We start from the raw sequence: 20,769 nt of genomic DNA, 5'->3' as shown, positions 1-20,769 counted from the left end.
AAAAAGCTGTATACAGGGGATACTTATTTTTTCTCTGCTGGTAAATTTCATAGAATTATACCCACAGCCCCTAAAACCGTCTCCTTTTTGATTAGAAGTGAAGCAGTTTTGCCGTATACACGAATAATCGACCCGAATTCACTTGTTTTAAGAAAGTCCTATGGATCTAAAGTGAAATTTATTAATCAAATTAAGAGTGTCATGAATGACATCAGGAATGAAAATTATGCATAAACACTTTGGAGATGTTTTGTGTGAACAGGTCAAGTTGAAGAAGTCGCATGCAGCAATTGGACTAGATCCAAATTTAGATAAGTTCCCCCATTTTATTCTTGATAAAGCAGTGCAAGCTTATGGTAAGAATCCTGAAGGAGCTAGCTTTGCTATTGAAACTTTTAATAAACTTGTTATCGATACGATTAAAAATAATGTGGCTGTAATAAAGCTGCAACTTGCTTATTATGAAGTGTACGGAAGTCATGGAATGAAGGCTTTTTGGGAAACGGTTCGATATGGTCAAGAACAAGGATTAATTGTCATAGCTGATGCAAAAAGAGGTGATATTGATACAACGGCAACAGCTTATGCAGAGGCCTTTTTGGGAGGTGGAATGTGGAATCATTCTAATCAGACTGTAGCTGATGCTATTACAATTAATCCATATATGGGCAAAGATAGTATTGAGCCGTTTGCAAATGTAGCATGGAAGAAGGGATGTGGTGTATTTGCTTTAGTTAAGACAAGTAACCCATCATCAATAGATTTTCAAGATCAAGAATTGGAATGTGGAAGTTCTGTATCAGAAAAAGTAAGTGTTTTATTGTCGGAGTTTGGACAAAGGTATATAGGTAAAGAAGGCTATTCATCTATAGGAGCGGTTATAGGAGCTACATACCCTGATAAATTAAAATTGTTTAGGGAAAAAATGCCCCATTCCTTCTTTTTAGTACCGGGTTATGGGACACAGGGAGGAACTGGAGACGGTGTGGTCAATGCATTTAATGGTGATGGATTAGGAGCTTTGATTAGTGCGAGTAGAAGTATCATATATTCATATATACATGATGCTCACACATTTTTAAGTGAAGAGAAAATGAGATTGGCTATAGAAAAGTCGCTAGCTCAAATGAATCAAGATATTAATGCAGCGTTACTGAGGAACAATAAATTAGTACACACGATGAATTGCTAACTATAATTATGTGCCAGAAAACAAAGAAGAAATCAATTTTTAGAAGAAAATTCAACCGTATGTTTATCCTCTTGATAGACTCAATAAATTTGTAAGTGGATCTACAAAGAAGAAATTATTTTATTGCGGAAATGATCAGTTTAAAGTTTATTGAATATTCTTAATAGACTGAAAAATAACTTAGGTATTTAAATAAATTAATAGTCTTAAAAGATGAAAAAATACTGTTTTTATTGTCTGAACGGACTATTGGTGATCATGTAAATTGAAGGTAAGATTAATTTAGAAAAATCAAAAAAGATCAAAAAAGAGGGGTGTTATTCGAAAATGAGGAAGTTACTTATGTTGTTTGTTTCAATTACCTTTTTCTTTGCATTAGCTGCTTGTGGAGGTACTGAAACAAGTGAAAGTGCAGAAGTAGATGAAGTTGATGAAGATGAAGCGGTAGGTGAGGGAGTCGTTGATGCAAGTGCAACTGAATTTGATTCACGTGAAATTACTTTTAGTCATAACCAACCAATCGAAAGTCCTGAACATGTTGGGGCTGAGAAATTCAAAGAAGTAGTTGAAGAATTAACTAACGGTTCTGTAACAGTAAATGTTTTCCCTGCTTCTCAATTAGGGAGTCTACGTGAACAAGTTGAAGGTACTCAGTTAGGAGAAATTGATATCACTATGCAACCTTCGGCTGTTGTTAGTCCGTTTGTTGATGATATTAAAGTGGTTGATCTTCCTTATTTATGGCCTGCAAACCATGCTCAAATGTATGAGGTGTTAGATGGAGAAGTTGGCCAGGAGGTATTGTCTACTCTTGGACAAGGTGGTTTTGAAGGTCTTGGTTATTGGCCAGGTGGTTTCAAACTATTTACAACTGGTAGTAAAGAAATTCATCAACCAGAAGACTTTAATGGTTTAACTATGCGTGTTATGGAATCACCACTTTTAATTGCACAATACGAAGCATGGGGCGGGAATGCAATACCAGTTCCTTATGCTGAAGTTTATAACTCGCTTCAACAAGGTGTTGTAGATGGACAAGAAAATCCACTGCAAACTATCTATTTGAACAATTATCACGAGGTACAAGAGAATATCATTGAAAGTTACCATGGAACTATGACATATATCCTTATGGCTAACCAAGCTTGGTTCAGCGGGTTGCCTGATGAACTTAAGCAAGTAATTCTTCAAGCTGAAGAAGAAGGACGAATGGCAGCGCGTCAGACGTTAAGCGATGTAGAAGATGACTATCGTCAATCGATTATTGACTCAGGTGTAAACTATTACGAACTTACTGAGGAAGAGATTGAAGCGTTCCGCAATGCTTCACTTCCGATGCATAAAGAGGTATATAACAAGCCGGAACAATTAGAATTGTTGGATAAAATCTATGAAGCAATTGATTTAGTAACAACTAATTAATTAACAGCAACCGATACGACAAGGAATATGCAATCTGCTAATTGTATATTCCTTGTTCTTTTCCATAGATATTAACCCCGCATTCAATAGACAAGGAGGGAAGTATATGAAAAGGGTAAAGCGAATCGAAGAAGGCTTTGTAGGTATTAGTTTACTAGTTGTTACAATTATTTTATTTGTTAATATCGTCCTTCGATATGGATTCAGTGCTAATACCAATTGGGCTGAAGAACTAATCAGATATGTAATGATCTGGATTACGTTCATCGGTGCAGCTATATGTTTTCGTCGAAGCATGCATGTTGGAATAGATTTTTTTATCGAGTTTGTTTCAAAAAAATGGAGAGCTATTATCGCCATATATGTAAATATAGCATCAAGTCTTTTTATGATTTTTTTATTATATTACGGAATTGAGTTGGTCAAGTTTGGGATGGACTCAGCTCAAATAACTCCTTCCCTGCAGATTAAAATGTACATTATCTATATGGCTATTCCAATCGGGGCAGCTTTGTCCTTAATGCATTTAGTAATAAATACGTACCATCATATAAAAAACTTACAATCTAAAAGCATAGAGGAGAAGCAAATATGATTACAGTATTAATCATTTTAATAATTATATTTTTATTTTCTAGTATGCCAATCTTTGTGTCGTTAGGGTTAGCTTCTTTTTTAACGGTGTTATTTGTTACTGAAATTAATCCAATGATTCTTATCCAGCGACTTTTTGGTGGGATTGATCAATTTGCGTTAATGGCGCTCCCTTTTTTCATTTTAGCTGCAAATATTATGGAAGTCGGGGGCTTGTCTAAACGAATTTTACGGTGGGCGCGAGCATTAGTAGGGCACGTTTCAGGTGGAATAGCTATGACTACGCAAGTATCAAGTATGTTTTTTGGCGCCCTATCTGGATCTAGCCCTGCTACTGTAGTAGCGATTGGAAAAATCATGTACCCAGAAATGCTACGTGGACAGTATCATAAATGGTTCGCAGCTGGATTATTAGCATCATCTGGTTCTGTTTCCTTAATTATTCCTCCAAGTATTACACTTATTATCTTTGGTTCAGTTACTGGTGTATCGGTTGGGCAGCTTTTTCTAGCGGGTATCGGAGCAGGAATCATTTATGGAATTTCCTCTATCATTTATATTTACTATTATTCCAAAAAGAACAATTTAGAGCGTGATAAAAAAGCATCTAAAGAAGAGTTACTTAACTCCACGTTAAAAGCTGGTTGGGCGCTATTAATTCCAGTGATTATTCTAGGTGGTATATACGGAGGGATCTTTACCCCTACAGAAGCAGCTGGCGTCTCAGCGGTTTATGCTTTGTTAATTAGTATGTTTGTGTATAGAGAATTGACATTAAAGAAATTGTATAGAGTCTGTATTGATTCAGGTATTCTAACAGCCCAAGTTCTCGTACTTGTTGCAGCAGCTCAGGTATTAGGGTGGATGTTAACCAGAGGGCAAGTTCCACAAGCAATTGCCGGTTGGATGACGACAACTATTGAATCTTCCATATTATTCTTAATTATTTTAAATGTAGTTCTTTTGATATTAGGGATGTTTATGGAGGGGGTAGCAGCCATTATTATTGTCGCTCCACTTATTTTCCCGACAGCAATCGCACTAGGAATAGACCCTGTTCATTTAGGAGTAATCATGATATTTAATTTAGCAATTGGTATGTATACGCCACCATTTGGGATTAATATCTTTGTCACTCAAGGGATTACAAATTTGAAAATAAGTGAAATGATGCCAGGATTGTTACGTTTTTTTGCAGTAAATGTATTGGCTTTACTAGTTATTACTTATGTACCTGATGCATCATTATTCTTACTCCGATTTTTTTAAAATCTAGCAGTCTAGGAGGGAAAAATGGGAAGCACTCTAAATAAACTATTAAAAGTTGGGGGATTGCGCCACTGTAAAGTCGTGTCAGGTCATAGTGGCTTATCAAGGACAATTTCCTATGTAACAGTGATGGAAGTTCCAGATATAATCAATTGGCTAAAGGGAAATGAGTTGTTACTTTCTAGTTTGTATCCGATAAAGGATAATCTTAATGCCCAAGCAGAGTTAATTGATCGTCTACATGAAGTGGGTACAGGAGCTTTGGCAATTAAAGCTAATCGCTTTATTGGGTCAGTTCCTGAGATTATGATTAAAAAGTCTGAACAATATGGTCTACCAATTATTGTAATACCTGAAGAAGTGAGTTACTTAGATATCTTAACTCCAGCAATGAATACTATTTTTAATGAAAAAGTAATTTTACAGGAAGATCTAGACCAAGCTAGTAGCTTACTAAGCGAAATTACATTGTCTGAGAATGGGATTAGCCAGTTTCTTGAGACGTTATCTACATTAATTAAGAATAAGGTATTTTTAGAGAGTCTTGTCCCATATATTGAAGTACCTATTAAGAAATCTTTATTCGAACCATTGACGAATCAACAAATTATTGAACTTGAATTGGTAGGACGTGCGGTCAGGATGCCTAGAGTAATAGAAGGAGAGCTAGTTGAATCTTGTATAGTTTCCCCCATTCTACTTGAAGGAAAGTTATTTGGTTGTATTACAAGCTTTGGGTTTAATGAATATATTGAAATAGAACTTGCAATTTTAGAAAAGGCTTCAAAGTTGTTGTCTTTAGATTTTTTAAGGAAAAAAGTTCGATATGAAATTGAACAACAATATCGTAATGATTTCTTTAGAGATTTATTTTTCAACCAATTTGTAAATAAACAAGATCTTGTTGAAAAAGGAAAAATTTATGGTTTTAAGGAAAACGATGAGTATGTGTGTATATCAGTGAGTGGTCAGTCGATTAAGAATGGTGAGTTGTTCACAGAAAATATGCTAAGAATTGAATCAGGGCTAGAGCGGATTGATAACGAGGTTATCATAGGGTCTGTCAGGCATTCGCTATATATTTTATTCCCTGTTAAAACTAGGTCGAAACAAGAACTAATGCAGGTCATAAAAGAAATTTCTAAAGAGATTAAACTGATTTTAAGAGTAGATGTTTATTTGGGTATTGGTCGGACTTATCAAGGTGTCGATGGTCTAAGGAAAAGTTTTCGAGAAGCTGAGCAAGCAGTGACGTTTGGACCTGTATTTTGGAAAGATCAATTAATCTTTTATTTTAACCAAATAGGGCTGTATGGTCTCATTGCACTCGTTGAAGGTCGAGAAGAATTGATGCAATTTTTTAATGAAACGATAGGGGAGTTAGTATCAAATGAAAAGCCAGGGGAACTAGATCTTATTGAAACCATAGAACAATACTTTAAATGCAATGAATCTCTAACAGCGACAGCAAATCATTTATTCATTCATGTGAATACACTTAAGTATCGTTTACAGAAAATTAAACTTATAACTGGACTAAGCCTTCAAAATACGGAAGAAAAAATAATGTTAAACATGGGGTTGAAAATTCATCACTTTCTCAATAGTGATTATCGATTTAGATAAAAGAAATTCATCATTTCTTGGCTTATTGGACATAGGTTAACCCTTGATAAAAGTTGTATTCTTATTATATAAGAATAAAGATTGAGGGTGGTTATATTGAATAGAGCGAGAATTGTTAAAACATTAGATAAGGTTAACCAAATAGGTCTCACAGAAAGTGGAATAAATCGTTTAGCTTATACGGTGGAAGATAAAGAAGCAAAATATTTCATTCGAGAACAATGTGAACTTATCGGTCTACAGGCAAAAGAAGACGCGGCCGGAAATCTTATTGTTAGAAGACCTGGTTTAAATGATTCATTGCCAGCAGTGGCTGTTGGATCTCACTTAGACACGGTATACGGCGGTGGAAAGTATGATGGTACAATTGGGGTTTTAGCCGGTTTGGAAATCTTTCGCATGTTAGAAGAGGGAGAGATAAAAACATTGCACCCAATTGAGCTAATTGTCTTTGCGTGTGAGGAGTCTTCTAGGTTTAATTTCTCTACTCTTGGAAGTAAGGCAATAATAGGTGCTATAGACAAAGACTATGTTAAACAACTAAAAGATAAAAATAATTATACGGTTCCAGAAGTCTTTGAGAAACAATCATTAAATTTTGACCATATCGAACATGCAGTAAGAAAAGAGTCAGAATTGAAAGTGTTTTTAGAATTACACATTGAACAAGGCAGTCAATTAGTAACTTATAAGAAGACAATAGGAATTGTTACGGGTATAGCTGCGCCTTTAAGAGTTGCTCTAACAATTGTAGGGAAAAGGGCTCATTCAGGTACGACTAGTATGGAGAATCGACAGGACGCCTTTTTGGCTGCAGCAGAAATTGCACTAAAGGTTGAAGATGCCGCAATAGAGGAAGCAAAGTTTGGTACTGTTGCAACAGTTGGGGTGGTTGATGTTTTATCTAGTGCCATGAATGTAATTCCTGGTAAGGCGAATTTAAAAATTGATATTAGGAGCACGGATGTTTCATCGAGAAATCGGGTGCTTGAAAAAATTAAAGCTGAGCTAAAGAGGGTCGAGAAGTCACGAAAAGTCAAAGTGGGAATTGAATGGATGACAGAAGAGGAGCCTGTTCATATGGATCAAAAGGTTATAAAAGAAATTAGCTCTATCTGTGAGAAAAATAACATTCCATATATGTTTATGGCAAGTGGTGCTGGACATGATGCAATGTACATGGCAAAACGTTGGCCTGCAGCTTTAATTTTTGTTCCATCGGTAAATGGAATTAGTCATCATCCAGACGAATTTACAGAGATTGATGATATTGTTAATGGAATGAAGGTTCTTAAAGAATTGGTCCTGTCCTATGCTATTCTAGCTGACGAGAATGTAAGGAGGGAAGCCTAGAAATGAAAACACATCAAGTGAAAATTCTTACGAATCTTCAAGTAAGCGATCGTTACTGGCATATGAAGGTTGATCTTTCAGAAATTAATTTAACTGTACAGCCTGGTCAGTTTTTTAATATTAAATGTGATCAGAATGTGTATCCTTTTCTTCGCCGACCTTTAAGTGTGTATCGAATCGATAATGAGGAAAAAACACTGGAATTCCTTTATTTAGTTAAAGGAATTGGTACGAAGCGAATGACTAATTTAAAAAAGAGTACTAACGTCGATATTTTTGGTCCGCTAGGCGTTGGATTTCGACTTCGGGAGGAGGATGAAACCATTTTACTTTTAGCAAGAGGAGTAGGCGTGGCGACACTTGCAGCTTTAGCTTATGCTGCAGCTCGTAATGGTAAGAAAGTCCACGCTATTTTAAGTGCACGGCACGAGGATGATCTATTAGCGACAGAATTTTTAGAGAGTATAGGAGTTATAATTTATAAAGTAACAGATGAAGTAGGAAATAGTGATGTAACAAAAGTTGAAGCTCTCATTAAAAAAATTTCCTTGTATTCGAAGATTGATTCGCTATACACCTGTGGGTCTAAGAGGCTAGCTAAGATTATACAAAAAATTGCAAAACGAGATAACATCCCAGGTGAGATTGCACTTGAAGAACATATGGGGTGTGCTATGGGGGTTTGTTTTGCCTGTGTCTGTGACATTCGAGTTGGAGACAAGATTAAAAGTGTGAGAGTGTGTCATGAAGGGCCAGTCTTTCCGATAGAAAAGGTGATTTTATAATGAAAACTCCTAAACTAGAAGTTGATATTGGAGGGCTTTTGTTAAGAAACCCAATTATGCCTGCATCGGGAGCTTTTGGACCTGAAATGGATCGTGCTTTTGACTTTAATCAGCTAGGAGCCATTGTACCGAAAAGCATTACGATGGAAGAAAGACCTGGAAATAAAACCCCTCGTGTTTGTGAGACAACTGCTGGAATGATTAATTCAATTGGTATCCAAAGCAAGGGGGTAAAGCATTTTATGAAGTGTATAATCCCATACTATGCTCAATTTAATCCCCCGTTAATCTCAAGCCTGTCTGCTAGTTCAATTGATGAGTTTGCAGAATTAGCCGAAATCATAGCAGAAAGTGAAGCTGTTAGAGCACTTGAGCTGAATATTTCTTGTCCAAATTTGAAAGGAAATGGGCTTGCGTTTGGAATGGATGCTGATCTGACATATACTCTTGTTAAAAAAGTTAGGTCTGTAACTGATAAGCCAATCATTTCTAAGTTAACTCCAAATGTGACAAGTATTCAAGAGATTGCAATCGCAGCAGAAGAAGCAGGTAGTAATTCGTTGAATGTAGCTAATACATTGTTAGCGATGGCAATAGATCCAGAAACAAGAAGACCGAAAATTGGAAATGTGATGGGGGGATTATCTGGACCAGCTGTAAAACCAGTAATCGTTCGTCTTATATATCAAGTTGCTCAAGTGGCTAAAATTCCAATTATTGGGTGTGGTGGAGTTGTAAATGGAGAAGATGCAATCGAAATGATACTTGCAGGAGCAACAGCAGTACAAGTTGGTACTGCTAGTTTTATAGAACCAACTGCAATGGTTAATATAATTGCAGAAATAGAAAAGTATATGGAACGCCACCAAATTGAATCAATTGAAAGATTAAGAGGTCAAGTGATTATAGATTAGAGCAAAGGGAGGTTTTTAATTGAAATGGGATTTAGTTGTTAAACATGGAACAATCATAACAAGTACAGAACAATTTAAAGGCTTTATTTATATAAACAATGGGAAAATTGTGGCCGTTACAGCTGAACAATTACCCGTGGAAACAACCGAAGTCATTGATGCGAATGGTCAATACATTTTTCCTGGTTTTATTGATACACATATACACTCACGTGATCCAGGTGCTACTTATAAAGAAGATTTTTTTCACTCATCAATGTCAGCAGCTGCAGGAGGTATCACCACTGTATTTGAGATGCCGAACACGAACCCACCTATAAATAATGTAGAGAATTTTAACATCCAGGTTAACAATCTTTCAAGTAAGGCGTTAGTCGATTTTGGTATTTGGGCTATTTCACTTGGTCATTTAAATTTAGAAGAAATTAAACATCTAAAAAAAGCTGGTGTTATTGGTTTTAAGTTTTTCTGGGGGTATGCTGTTCATGAAAAGACCTTCCAGCTAATGTATAACTATAAAACGGGAATGAAAGATGTAATTCCTCCTTTCGGCGATGGCGATGTATTTGACATCTTTACAGAGGTTGCCAAAACAGGTCAAGTCCTGGCTATTCATGCAGAGAACAATGATCTCATTCAACATTTAACGAATCGAGTAGAAGCTGGTGAGAGGGAACCGTATCAAGAGTTACTCGAAGGAAGACCGAATTTAGCAGAGGAGTTAACCATTCAATCAGGAATTGCCATGGCGAAAAAAACTGGTGCAAGACTACATATTCTCCATGTTAGCACAAGTGAAGGTGTCGAACTTGTGCGTCAAGCACAAAAAGAAGGTTATTCCATAACGGCTGAAACATGTCCACATTATTTGTTTTTATCCAATGAAGATTATGATGAAATCGGTCCACAAATGAAGGTATATCCTCCTGTAAAGTATAAAAAAGATCAAGAAGCGTTGTGGGAAGCTATAAAAGATGGAACTATTACACTTGTTTGCTCTGATCATGCTCCTCATACAGAGCAAGAAAAAGATGGGGATTTATGGTCGGTCCCTGCAGGGATGTGTGGGGTAGAGACATTAGCTCCTTTAATGCTAGATGCAGCTAGCAAAGGGCAAATAGAATTAAGTGATCTGGTTTTGTTACTTTCAGAAGGACCTGCTAAGCTATTTGATATTTACCCTAAAAAAGGTTCAATTCAAATTGGAGAAGATGCTGATTTAACGATTGTTGATATGAATAAAGAATATACATTTAAACGAGAGAATCTCCACAGCAAAAGTAAAATTACTGCTTACGATGGTTATCAATTAAAAGGAAAGCCTATGTCTACAATTGTTCGTGGTCATGTGGTTATGAAATATGGAGAAATTAACAAGCAGCCAATCGGGCAATTAGTGAGTCCTCACCTAAGCTAAGTTGGAGGCGATTAAATAATATGGATAATTATGGTAGATGGAATGAAGAATTCCGTTGTAGAAACAAGCAATTTACCAGAGACAATAGGGCTATATAATCCGATTTAACAACAGCTAGATGCTATCTTGTTCATTGTTGCCCTACCTGCAATCCTAATTGTAATGACAGTGATGAGGGGAATTAACTTTTCTAAGTAATATAGTTCCGATGGTTTCAAATTAGCATCATGATTATAGTGGGTGTTAACTCAATTTGAAGTAAAAAACTTAGATTTTTCTATGTTTAAATAGAGCAATTGGATACAGAACAGGGATGGACGCTTACGCAAAGTGGTTCATTCCTTATTATTATTTTTTGAGTTAATTGATTTTTAAGGTGCCTCTTTGTATTTCTTTTTGTTCGCACGAGCTGGTGTATAATCGTTATATAAATCGTCGTCCCTTGTTTGCGAGTTTCTAGGTATCATGCACTGTAACTTGAGTATCTTTTTATTTAAGATCTGTTTCTTAATCAAAAACTTCAAAATCTTACATAATATAACAAAAAATGATGTAAGATTATAATAGTAAACATGAATATAATGAACATTAAGAAAGGGGACTAAAATGGAATATCTATTATTTTTTTTGATAATTGGACTAGTTATTTTCATCCCTTACAAAAAGTTCCGAAATACAAAATATACAAAGGCAAGTGGGAACGGATATTTTGATACGATGAATGATAAAGGCAACTACGGAGAGTATTTAACTTTTTCGGTTTTGAAGAATGTAAGTGGGTATAAACGGCTCATGACCAATTTATATATCCCCACTAAGGATGGGAAAACAACGGAGATTGATCTTCTTCTGATCACAGAGACAGGATTGTATGTTCTTGAATCGAAGAATTATAGTGGCTGGATTTATGGAGATGAGAGCAATAGATACTGGACTCAAACCTTACCACCGAAAATGCATAAATATCAATTTTTCAATCCTATCTGGCAAAACAGCAGGCATATCAATGCATTGAAGCAGAAATTAGAAATAGAAGGTTCTCTATTAAAGTCCTATATTATTTTTAGTGAGAGATGCACATTAAAGAAAGTACATGTTCATTCTCCTGGTGTAAAAGTAATAAAAAGACCTGATTTATTGAAAACGGTTCAGAATGATACGAATAACTTGGACAAAATATTAACCCCTTTTAATGTAGACGAGGTTTTCGCTAAATTAAACAAGTATGCTCGTGCAGATGCTACAATCAAAAAAGTACATAGCGATCAGTTCAAGATCAAGAAGAAATCAGGAGCATAGACTCAAAGGGGAGTTAAATGATAATTCACCTCAACACCTTATCCATATCTTTGATACAATAGACTTTATTACAGCTATACTTTTAAAAAAGAGGAGGCATTTTCTTGCTCTCATATAAGGAAAAAGAACTGATCAAGGATTATGTTACACGACATGAGTTTTTTAGTCTTACTGAACTATGTGATTACTTAATCGAGAACGGTTCAAGTTCAGAAACCTATTCAACCGGAAAATATAAGATCTATCCTCAAGTTGCACTTGAGATCGAAAGCTACGTTAAGGGTTCAATTATTGAAATGAATCTTGGCGAAAATACCGTCCAATACAAACGAGTTGGTGTAATTTCAGATAATAAGGAAAAGGAACTAGAGCAAACCAAAAAAGAAACGAAAGAAGATCCAGAACCGGAAATGGGGCAGCTTAGTTTGTTTTAGTAAGGGAATGTATCCTTCTGATTATGAGAAATTACGTAAATAAAGAGATCTCGTTGTTTTTATAGGGATAATCCATTATGATATTCTCAAATAACCAAATACTTCCTATATAAAGGGAGAAGCTGTAGCATAATGTCGTTAACGAGACCTTTGCCATTGGTGGAGGGGGTATTAAGAATGAAAGTAGAACCTTTGCCTGTTTTGGTAAAGGTCTTTTTCTTACATTATGTAAATTTAGAATTTGGTAAAGATGAGAGTAATAACGAGTGCTATGGTTCAAATCTTCCATTTTGAGGTAAAGAAGAAAAACGAGGAGGTGAGTGGGTGTTTGATAATAGGGTGCTTCAAGTTATTGTTCGAGTGTTGATTGTAGCTTTATTACTGGTTTTAGGTTGGCTGGCTTTTTATTATGTTGTTTGGCTGACGTTTCCATTTTTAATTGCATTGGGGATTGCTTTTTGCATGAATCCGGTCGTGAATTGGTTGGAGAGGTCAGCGAGATTCCCAAGGCCATTGGCAGTGTTAACTGGTATTTTGTTTTTATTTGGGTTGGTTGGTGGCGTGTTAACGTTAGAGATTATCAAACTGATTGATGGTTTTCAGTATTTATCAAGACTCGTTCCTGATCAAGTTGAGACAATTTCCACCCATATCCAAGCGTATGTGAATGATCATATCCTTCCTCTTTGGGCAAGAGGGCTCGGGTTCATTGATGAGCTAGATGTTGCGCAAAGAGATGCGATTGAAAATAGCATCCAGCAGCTTGGAGGTCAGTTTGCTTCTCTGCTTGGAAATGCTGGGCAAGCTATTGCGAACAGCCTCTCGCAATTTATTGGAGCGCTTCCGATTACATTAACGGTTTTCGTCTTTGTCCTTCTTTCCCTATATTTCATTAGTAAGGATTGGCATCGACTTCAAGCCATTGTGAAAAAGAATCTGCCAAAACGCCTGTTGGAACAAATGGCTCAAGTCTATCGCGATTTGAAATTTAAACTGATCGGGTTTTTGACTGCACAATTTATCTTAATTAGTATGACAGCAGTCGTTAATTTGATTGGACTTTTTATATTGAGAGTTGAGCATGCCTTAACGATCGCACTTATTCTTGGGGTCGTGGACTTATTGCCGTATCTTGGAACGGGGATTATTTTAATTCCATGGGGCATTTATAGCATGATGACTGGTGATCTTTTTTTAGGAGTGGGGCTGTTAATTCTATATGCACTCACCATCACATTACGACAATTAGCAGAACCAAAAGTATTGTCATCGAGCCTTGGCCTGAATCCATTGGCAACGCTAATTTCATTATTTGTAGGGTTACAATTGTTTGGTTTTATCGGGTTATTTATTGGTCCAGTGATCTTAGTTTTGCTCCTTTCCTTCCACGAGGCAAAACTATTTGAAGGGATATGGCGATTTATAAAAGGGGAAAGGTGACGCTATAAACCTTAGGTACATAATGTATCCAAACGAAAAAAATTTGTAGGAGAAGTAGTTATGATGCAAGAAGTAATACAGTATTTTCAGGCAAACCCCATTATTTACAAAGCTTTGTTATCGTTTGTGATTGTCCTTATTTATTACAAGGTTATTAGAATTACAAATAAGGTACTTCATAAGACGATTAAAGACCATAGTTTGTACTACATTACTCGTAAAAGGCTTTATTATTTACATTCTGTGATTTTGCTCGTTATTTTTGTCATGTTATGGTCTGAATCGAGGCTTGATTTAACGATCTATGTTGGGTTCATTTCAGCCGGGATTGCGATTGCACTGCGAGAAATTTTTACTAACATTGCGGCTTTGCTGATCATTGTCATTCAAAAGCCATTTGAAGTGGGGGACAGAGTGGTTGTCAATGATCGTGCAGGGGATGTGATTGACCAGAAAATCTTTCACATTGTCATGATGGAAGTAACACCAAATGCTGAAGGAGAACAAAGTACAGGAAAAGTTGTTCACATTCCGAATAATTATATTTTTACACATGCTGTTTCTAATGCGAGTAAGGGATTTGGGTATATTTGGAGTGAAATGGACGTGAGACTGACTCTTGGGAGTGAATGGGAAGTAGCGAAGGCTCAGTTTGAAACGATTTTGAACAAACATACAGAGCATCTATCGACAGAAGCTAGAGACAAGGTCGTAGAAGCTTCGAAAAAATACATGCTACATTCTCAAGATTTAACACCAGCCGTTTCTGTTTCGGTGAGTGATGGGTATATTAAGTTAACGTTGCGTTATTTAACGGAACCGAGAAAATTGAAGAGGACAGAGGATATTATTTGGAGGGAGATCCTTGAGTTTGTGAAGGGGAATGAAGAGGTGGAGATAGGATAATCTTTATCGTGATACATGGATGATCGTTGTGCATAGCGATTGATAGCTTAAAAGGATGGAATCAAAAGGGCGTTTCCGCTGGAGGGAACGCTCTTTTGACGTGGGTAAGAATATGAGAATGGATGAGTGAGAAGACTGTGATCACGGTTCTCCATAGTCTGACTTTCGTAAGGTGAGGGGGGCACGTTTGTGATCTGGATTATGCTAACAACGGACAATGGTCTAGCGTTTAACAATTATGATTAAAGTAATCTCATTTTAGGCCGATATTATAATGGAGATTTTTTTTATCTAATCAAACTTTATTGGAGGCTATAATGAATTTATTTAACAACTTAAGAACGAAGCTAATTATTTCTTTTGCTTTAATCCTCATTGTCCCGTCGATTAGCATTGGCTTATTAGCCTATAACTCTGCTAAAAATGCAGTGGAATATGAAATAATTGATGCTTCTAACCAAAATATCAATCTATTAAACTCATTAGTTGATCATACGATTTATCCGAAAATCAACGATATGAATGTTTTTTCAGAAACGATAACAGCTTCTTTATATGACGAAGAAGCAAGTCCAGAGTTAAGAACAGAGTTCGCGCAATACGCTAGGCTTCACCCTGAAGCGACTAGTATTTTTGTAGGGACAGAGGAAGATGGATTATTTATTCAAGAACCTCAAGTGGCGATGGAACCTGATTATGACCCAAGAGTAAGAGCTTGGTATACCGATGCGATGCAACAAAAAGGGGAGATTATCATATCAGAACCGTACATTGCAGCGGGTACAGATGATATGGTTATTACCGTTTCTAAAGCGATACAAGATGGTTCTGGTGTCGTGGCCGTTAGTGTGCACTTAAATCACCTTCAAGAACTGATTAATTCCGTACAAATTGGAGATGAAGGTTATGCGATTCTCCTTGATAAAAATCAAAAGTTTATTTCTCATCCAACGATCGAAGGAGGAACAGAAGCAAGCGAACCTTTCTATGAGCAAATGTATGGGGGAGATACTGGAGAGATTCACTATCAAATGGATGGTCACGCGAAACATATGACATTCGTTACCAATGAGGTTACTGGTTGGAAAATTGGTGGGACTATGTTTAGTGAGGAGATTGATATAGCTGCTTCCTCTATCTTTAATACAACACTTATCGTCATAGGGATTGCAGTAGTACTTGGGGGCATCGTTGTCTACTTCATCATAGGGTCAATTATTAAACCAATTAGAAACTTAAAGGACACAGCCGTAACCGTAAGTCAGGGTAATTTGTCAGAACGAATTGAAATAAAGTCGAATGATGAAATTGGCCAGTTAGGGGCGGCTTTTAATGAGATGCAGTCTAACCTTAGAACCCTTATTCAACAAGTTGATAGTAGTGCCGACCAAGTAGCAGCATCTGCCGAGGAATTAACAGCGAGTGCAGAAGAAACGAGTGCAGCTACTTCACAAGTGGCAAGTTCGATTCAATCGGTTGCTAGCAGTGCTGAAACACAAACTACTGGGTTGGATAAAAATTCGCAATCCCTTGATGAATTATCAATTGGAGTGGTAAGAATTGCAGAAAGCTCAACTAATGTAGCAGAGTTGACACAAAATACGACTATGCAGGCTGAAGAAGGAAATGAAGCTCTTCAAAATACTATTAACCAAATGAACTCTATTCAAGCGTCTGTTTCTGAATCCAATACGATGATTCAATCACTTTCAGATCGGTCGAAAGAGATTTCGACTATATTAGATGTGATAACGGGCATTGCCGAACAAACGAATCTTTTAGCTTTAAATGCTGCGATTGAAGCAGCAAGAGCGGGAGAACATGGAAAAGGATTTGCTGTTGTAGCAGATGAAGTGAGAAAACTCGCTGAACAATCCCAAGACTCGGCCAAACAAATCTTTGACTTAATACAGGGAATTCAAAAAGATACGGAAACATCTGTTGAAAAAATGTCTCTTGTAACAAGTAACGTAAATGACGGAATGACTATTTCACATGAAGCGCTCGCTAAATTTGGCGAGATTCTTTCAAGCATGAGAGCCATCACTCCACAAGTACAAGAAGTATCAGCAACAGCAGAACAAATGGCAGCAGGCGTGCAAGAAGTAAATTCAACGGCTAACGAATTAGCTCTGATTGCAAAAGGTAATTCGGCTACATCTGAGGAAGTTGCCGCTTCTACTGAAGAGCAACTCGCTTCTATGGAGGAAATAGCTAGTTCTGCTAAGTCTTTAACTGAAATGGCGGAAGAGTTGAAAATGGTTATTTCTAAATTTAGGTATTAAGGAAGGGTGTTTTAATAAAAGGGAATGTTGTGTTGATTATTACCGAGAATAACATACATTCCTTGTCGTCATATGTACGTATAGTGATTAGATTAACTAGGAGTAGTTGTAAAGTAATATCATAATAGGGTTACTATTACACTAATGCAATTTTTTAATCAAGATTTAATAGAAATCTACCGATGTTTCGGTTGACAAAAAATAATAAAAGTAAAGGCATGGAGAACTCACTCCATGCCTTTACTCATTACAGTATTATAGTTTTTCTAAACTAACTCATTTTCACCGAACCTCTTTTACTCTTGTTGCTCTTTTTGTTGGCGCGTGCAGGTGTATAGCCATTGGCATAAATCGTTCCTTGACCAACTTCTATTTTCTCAATGAGCTCTTTATGGCTTGTAACATTATTGAATTTGCAAGCTTCTAAGTAGACTTGCGCTGCTACTTGTGCATCCTCAAGGGCATGGTGGTGTTTAAACTTAATCTGTAAATGTTCAGCTACTACATTTAGTGAATAACTATGTAGACCAAGCCATGTTTTTTTAGATACATTGACCGTACAGTTATAGGAAAATGAAGGGTAATCGATGTTACACTCATCTAGTGAGTGCCTTAATACAGACATATCAAAACTTGCATTATGAGCAATGACAAGGCTTCCTTCAAGCAAGTTGGAGATATCTTTCCATGCTTCATTAAATGATGGAGCATTCTTGACATCTTCTGGAGTAATTCCATGAATTCTCACACAAAGGGGATCAAAATACATATCGTTTGGTTTTATTAATTGATAATACTCATCGGTAACCTTGCCATTTTTTACGACAACAAGTCCAATCGAACAAACACTTGAACGGTTTGTATTAGCTGTTTCAAAATCTATTGCAACAAAATCCAATTGTAGTCCTCCTAACAAAAAATCAACGTAGTGAATTCTCTATGAATATCTAAAGTATAACGTAGATTTAATAGGATTTACAAAACAGATTCTTTGATTGGATGGGCTAGTTTTAAATTTTAACTAGGGTCCAAGTCATTATCGGTAGTTTTATTAGGGATCATTAACTAAAAACGTCCCAACCTCTTTTTCGCACTTGTTAACAAACAGTTAAGAAGCCGGATGAGAAAAGTTTCTGAAAATATATTGCTTTTCGATATTTTATTGTGATATATTATTACCCATGTCTTTCAAAAAAAAGACTCGCACAGTCTAAATTTTTTGATAAAAGCCAAAATTTCATAAAATGATCTTTCGGTAACAGTCGTGATCAAAGCGGGGAAATAGTAGGAGGAAGAGAACGTGTCATCAAGAGTTTCATTCACAACTTTCATTGCGGTAGGATTTATGTTGTTTGCTTTATTTTTTGGAGCTGGGAATTTAATTTTTCCAGCGATGCTTGGTCAAATGGCTGGAGAGAATATCCTCACAGCTAATATCGGTTTTATTGTTACGGGGGTTGGGTTGCCGATTTTGGCCATTATGGCTATGGCATTCTCAGGGAAAAGTGATTTGCAATCCTTAGCCAGTCGTGTACACCCGGTGTACGCCATCGTTTTTACGGTTGCTTTGTACTTAGCGATCGGACCACTTTTTGCGATACCGAGAACAAATACGGTTTCATTTGAAATGGGGATCAGGCCATTTTTAAGTAAACCTGACAGCTTTTTGCCATTGTTTCTTTTTACAATTGTATTCTTTGGGATTTCATTATTTTTCTCTTTGCAATCTAGTAAGTTAGTTGATATTATTGGAAAATTTCTAACACCGGTATTATTGATTTTCATTGGAATCCTTATCGTAGCTTCCTTTGTCAATCCAATCGGACCCGTTCAAGCACCAGTTGATTCATTTTTGGACAATAGCTTTTTCAAAGGGTTTCAAGAGGGCTACTTAACGATGGATGTGTTAGGTGCTTTTGTCTTTGGGATTGTGATTGTAAACATCATGAAGGACAGAGGGATTACGACGAAAAAGGACCTTATGGTTTCTACTTTGAAAGTCGCTGTTATTGCTGGGGTGCTACTTGCTGTAATATATTCTTCTCTTACATTTATAGGGGCAAGTAGTGTGATAGAACTAGGTCATCTTGAGAATGGGGGCGCGATTTTAGCTAGTGTTTCCTATTATTATTTTGGATCGTTTGGTAAGGTCATATTAGGATTTATCGTGATTGCTGCTTGTTTAACGACAAGCATCGGATTAATCACAGCTTGTGCTTCGTATTTTAATAAGATTGTCCCTACGGTGTCTTATAAAAAATGGGCGGTTGTGTTTACTATATTTAGTGCGGTGATTTCCAATATTGGCTTGTCGACACTCATCAGTGTTTCCGTGCCTGTATTATACATGCTGTATCCATTAGCGATGTGTTTATTAGTACTTACATTTTTACATCCTCTTTTCAAAGGGAAGACGAGAGTTTATCAGATAAGTATTTTATTTACGTTTATTGTTAGTTTATTTGAAGGTTTGAAGGCAGCGGGTCTTCAAATTGAGTTCGTTGATCATCTGTTTACCGCCTACCTTCCGTTGTATTCGGTTGGATTAGGATGGGTTGTCCCAGCTATTGTTGGTGGTGTGATCGGTTTGTTTTTTAGTTCTGCTAAAAATGATGATATGGAAGACTATTTAACTGAAGAGAAAATGGTCGGCTGACTGGGGAGCTATCTAATGCCTGAATGGGTGTTGGGTAGCTTTTCTAGTGAGACTTGCAACGATGTTCCTCCTTATGAAATGAGTCTCTTCTAATAGAACCCAATGAGGCCGGTAGGTACAATAACATTCGATTAGAACAAAAGAAGATTGATATAGGATTTCTCATTCTTTTATCGAAATTAAATCATACTACATGGATCATCAAAAACAGGGAACGGTTCTAGTTTTAGACAATACGCATTTAGGAGGTTGTTTATGTCCTTAATTAAGCTGTCACTTCCTCAGACAGGAGTCCATTTATATGAGAGTAAGCATAACAAAGGGGCAAAGGTATCGAACCATTATCATGATATTTATCAAATCCTTTATGCTCTTGATGGGGATGGTACCCTTAAGATTGAAGAAACAGAATATGAATTCACACGAGACGGGATGGTACTATTGCTACCAAATAGCTCTCATTCCATTCAAACAAAGAATAAATTAACTGTACTTGTGTTAGCTTTTTCTAATCAGATTTCAACGTCAACAGAAATCGAAGGAATCCTCCAATTCTTTGAGAACCGCTCACATCATTTTGTTCTAGATCAATTTACAGCCGGATCGATTCGACATTTACTACGAAAGATGCTATTTGAACAAACCGAGTATGATGTTTTATTCAAATATGCCATTCCTACCTATCTTACTGACATCCTGATTACCCTTGCGCGATTAAAAATGACAAGCAATTACCGCGATGCAAATGAAATGCGATCAGATCAAATCCGCGATTATATTACCAGACATTATTTTGAAAATATTAGTGCTGAAGAGCTAGCAACACAGTTTGGAATTTCGACTCGTTATATGAATGGGCTGTTTAAAGCTAAATACAACATGACGCCTCTGCAGTATTTACAGCAAATTCGCATTGATCGTGCGAAACAATTATTACTAGAGACTGACAAAGAGATTGTTTCAATTTGTTTTGAAATTGGCTATGAAACGATTTCAACTTTTTACAGGACATTCAATAATCTTGTAGGTCTTTCCCCGCATAAGTTTCGAGTGAATTATTATTCCCACACGCTAGAAGAAACGGAGCTTACCTAAAATGAATGCGTTTCCGAAATTAGGAATTTTGATCCCTTATTGATAAGACGCCTCCCTTTTCATGCCGTAATATGGAAATAGA

The 20,769-nt window shown here is 36.5% G+C and carries 18 protein-coding genes; 17 read left to right on the top strand and 1 reads right to left on the bottom strand.

Features of this window, described 5'->3' with window-relative positions; all coding sequences use genetic code 11:
- The 15 genes from LQ50_RS26030 to LQ50_RS14485 form a co-directional block, all read left to right on the top strand.
- The coding region (locus tag LQ50_RS26030; protein WP_237563718.1) for a hypothetical protein at positions 1-234 on the top strand (234 nt) is incomplete at its 5' end.
- Entirely contained in the window at positions 206-1,192 is a 987-nt protein-coding gene (pyrF, locus tag LQ50_RS14550) for an orotidine-5'-phosphate decarboxylase (RefSeq protein WP_237563717.1), read from the top strand. The genes LQ50_RS26030 and pyrF, both read left to right, overlap by 29 nt.
- A 327-nt stretch (positions 1,193-1,519) precedes the next feature.
- Positions 1,520-2,614, top strand: coding sequence for a TRAP transporter substrate-binding protein (locus LQ50_RS14545; RefSeq protein WP_034630630.1), 1,095 nt, complete (start codon positions 1,520-1,522; stop codon positions 2,612-2,614).
- Positions 2,615-2,720: 106 nt separating this feature from the next.
- A complete protein-coding gene (locus LQ50_RS14540; protein ID WP_034630627.1) occupies positions 2,721-3,209 on the top strand; it encodes a TRAP transporter small permease in 489 nt (162 codons plus the stop codon).
- A complete protein-coding gene (locus tag LQ50_RS14535) occupies positions 3,206-4,477 on the top strand; it encodes a TRAP transporter large permease (RefSeq protein WP_034630624.1) in 1,272 nt (423 codons plus the stop codon). The genes LQ50_RS14540 and LQ50_RS14535 overlap by 4 nt, the downstream gene beginning before the upstream one ends.
- 24 nt (positions 4,478-4,501) lie before the next feature.
- Positions 4,502-6,103: a PucR family transcriptional regulator gene (locus tag LQ50_RS14530; protein WP_034630621.1), complete on the top strand. Its 1,602-nt coding sequence runs from the start codon at positions 4,502-4,504 to the stop codon at positions 6,101-6,103.
- 96 nt (positions 6,104-6,199) lie between these two features.
- Positions 6,200-7,456 (top strand): Zn-dependent hydrolase, encoded by a 1,257-nt coding sequence (locus LQ50_RS14525; protein ID WP_052144775.1) that lies wholly within the window; start codon positions 6,200-6,202, stop codon positions 7,454-7,456.
- Between the two features lie 2 nt (positions 7,457-7,458).
- Positions 7,459-8,241: a dihydroorotate dehydrogenase electron transfer subunit gene (locus tag LQ50_RS14520; protein ID WP_034630617.1), complete on the top strand. Its 783-nt coding sequence runs from the start codon at positions 7,459-7,461 to the stop codon at positions 8,239-8,241.
- Positions 8,241-9,155 (top strand): dihydroorotate dehydrogenase, encoded by a 915-nt coding sequence (locus tag LQ50_RS14515; protein ID WP_034630615.1) that lies wholly within the window; start codon positions 8,241-8,243, stop codon positions 9,153-9,155. Before LQ50_RS14520 ends, LQ50_RS14515 begins: the two co-directional genes overlap by 1 nt.
- Positions 9,156-9,174: 19 nt before the next feature.
- Positions 9,175-10,572, top strand: a complete 1,398-nt coding sequence (gene allB, locus LQ50_RS14510; RefSeq protein ID WP_034630613.1) for an allantoinase AllB — start codon at positions 9,175-9,177, stop codon at positions 10,570-10,572.
- Between the two features lie 606 nt (positions 10,573-11,178).
- Complete coding sequence (locus tag LQ50_RS14505) at positions 11,179-11,871, top strand: nuclease-related domain-containing protein (protein WP_034630612.1); 693 nt, start codon at positions 11,179-11,181, stop codon at positions 11,869-11,871.
- 104 nt (positions 11,872-11,975) lie between these two features.
- The gene (locus LQ50_RS14500) at positions 11,976-12,305 is read left to right on the top strand and encodes a DUF3895 domain-containing protein (protein ID WP_034630610.1); all 330 of its coding nucleotides are present in this window, start codon (positions 11,976-11,978) and stop codon (positions 12,303-12,305) included.
- Between the two features lie 324 nt (positions 12,306-12,629).
- A complete protein-coding gene (gene ytvI / locus LQ50_RS14495) occupies positions 12,630-13,745 on the top strand; it encodes a sporulation integral membrane protein YtvI (protein ID WP_052144774.1) in 1,116 nt (371 codons plus the stop codon).
- Positions 13,746-13,805: 60 nt separating this feature from the next.
- On the top strand, positions 13,806-14,651 hold the full coding sequence (locus LQ50_RS14490) for a mechanosensitive ion channel domain-containing protein (RefSeq protein WP_052144773.1): 846 nt from the start codon (positions 13,806-13,808) through the stop codon (positions 14,649-14,651).
- 317 nt (positions 14,652-14,968) lie between these two features.
- Positions 14,969-16,936 carry a methyl-accepting chemotaxis protein gene (locus LQ50_RS14485; RefSeq protein ID WP_034630609.1) on the top strand — a complete coding sequence of 656 codons (1,968 nt, stop codon included), beginning with the start codon at positions 14,969-14,971 and terminating at the stop codon, positions 16,934-16,936.
- Positions 16,937-17,207: 271 nt separating this feature from the next.
- On the opposite strand, the gene LQ50_RS14480 is transcribed toward LQ50_RS14485, so the two are convergent.
- Positions 17,208-17,834 carry a 3'-5' exonuclease gene (locus tag LQ50_RS14480; protein ID WP_034630608.1) on the bottom strand — a complete coding sequence of 209 codons (627 nt, stop codon included), beginning with the start codon at positions 17,832-17,834 and terminating at the stop codon, positions 17,208-17,210.
- Between the two features lie 402 nt (positions 17,835-18,236).
- Here LQ50_RS14480 and brnQ point away from each other — a divergent pair, with 402 nt between their 5' ends.
- Together brnQ and LQ50_RS14470 are read left to right on the top strand one after the other, a co-directional pair.
- Positions 18,237-19,592 (top strand): branched-chain amino acid transport system II carrier protein, encoded by a 1,356-nt coding sequence (gene brnQ, locus LQ50_RS14475; protein ID WP_034630607.1) that lies wholly within the window; start codon positions 18,237-18,239, stop codon positions 19,590-19,592.
- Positions 19,593-19,847: 255 nt separating this feature from the next.
- Complete coding sequence (locus LQ50_RS14470; protein ID WP_034630606.1) at positions 19,848-20,687, top strand: AraC family transcriptional regulator; 840 nt, start codon at positions 19,848-19,850, stop codon at positions 20,685-20,687.
- The last annotated feature ends 82 nt before the right edge of the window (positions 20,688-20,769 follow it).

The organism is Halalkalibacter okhensis (assembly GCF_000787375.1).
GTDB classification, from domain to species: Bacteria; Bacillota; Bacilli; order Bacillales; family Bacillaceae_D; genus Halalkalibacter; species Halalkalibacter okhensis.
This window is presented reverse-complemented; position numbering and strand designations above follow the sequence as displayed.

Coding starts and splice junctions, on each gene's coding strand:
- pyrF (WP_237563717.1), top strand. CDS start 206: ATGACATCAGGAATGAAAATTATGCATAAACACTTTGGAGATGTTTTG.
- LQ50_RS14490 (WP_052144773.1), top strand. CDS start 13,806: ATGATGCAAGAAGTAATACAGTATTTTCAGGCAAACCCCATTATTTAC.
- LQ50_RS14485 (WP_034630609.1), top strand. CDS start 14,969: ATGAATTTATTTAACAACTTAAGAACGAAGCTAATTATTTCTTTTGCT.
- LQ50_RS14530 (WP_034630621.1), top strand. CDS start 4,502: ATGGGAAGCACTCTAAATAAACTATTAAAAGTTGGGGGATTGCGCCAC.
- LQ50_RS14545 (WP_034630630.1), top strand. CDS start 1,520: ATGAGGAAGTTACTTATGTTGTTTGTTTCAATTACCTTTTTCTTTGCA.
- LQ50_RS14540 (WP_034630627.1), top strand. CDS start 2,721: ATGAAAAGGGTAAAGCGAATCGAAGAAGGCTTTGTAGGTATTAGTTTA.
- LQ50_RS14535 (WP_034630624.1), top strand. CDS start 3,206: ATGATTACAGTATTAATCATTTTAATAATTATATTTTTATTTTCTAGT.
- LQ50_RS14505 (WP_034630612.1), top strand. CDS start 11,179: ATGGAATATCTATTATTTTTTTTGATAATTGGACTAGTTATTTTCATC.
- LQ50_RS14520 (WP_034630617.1), top strand. CDS start 7,459: ATGAAAACACATCAAGTGAAAATTCTTACGAATCTTCAAGTAAGCGAT.
- LQ50_RS14515 (WP_034630615.1), top strand. CDS start 8,241: ATGAAAACTCCTAAACTAGAAGTTGATATTGGAGGGCTTTTGTTAAGA.
- LQ50_RS14470 (WP_034630606.1), top strand. CDS start 19,848: ATGTCCTTAATTAAGCTGTCACTTCCTCAGACAGGAGTCCATTTATAT.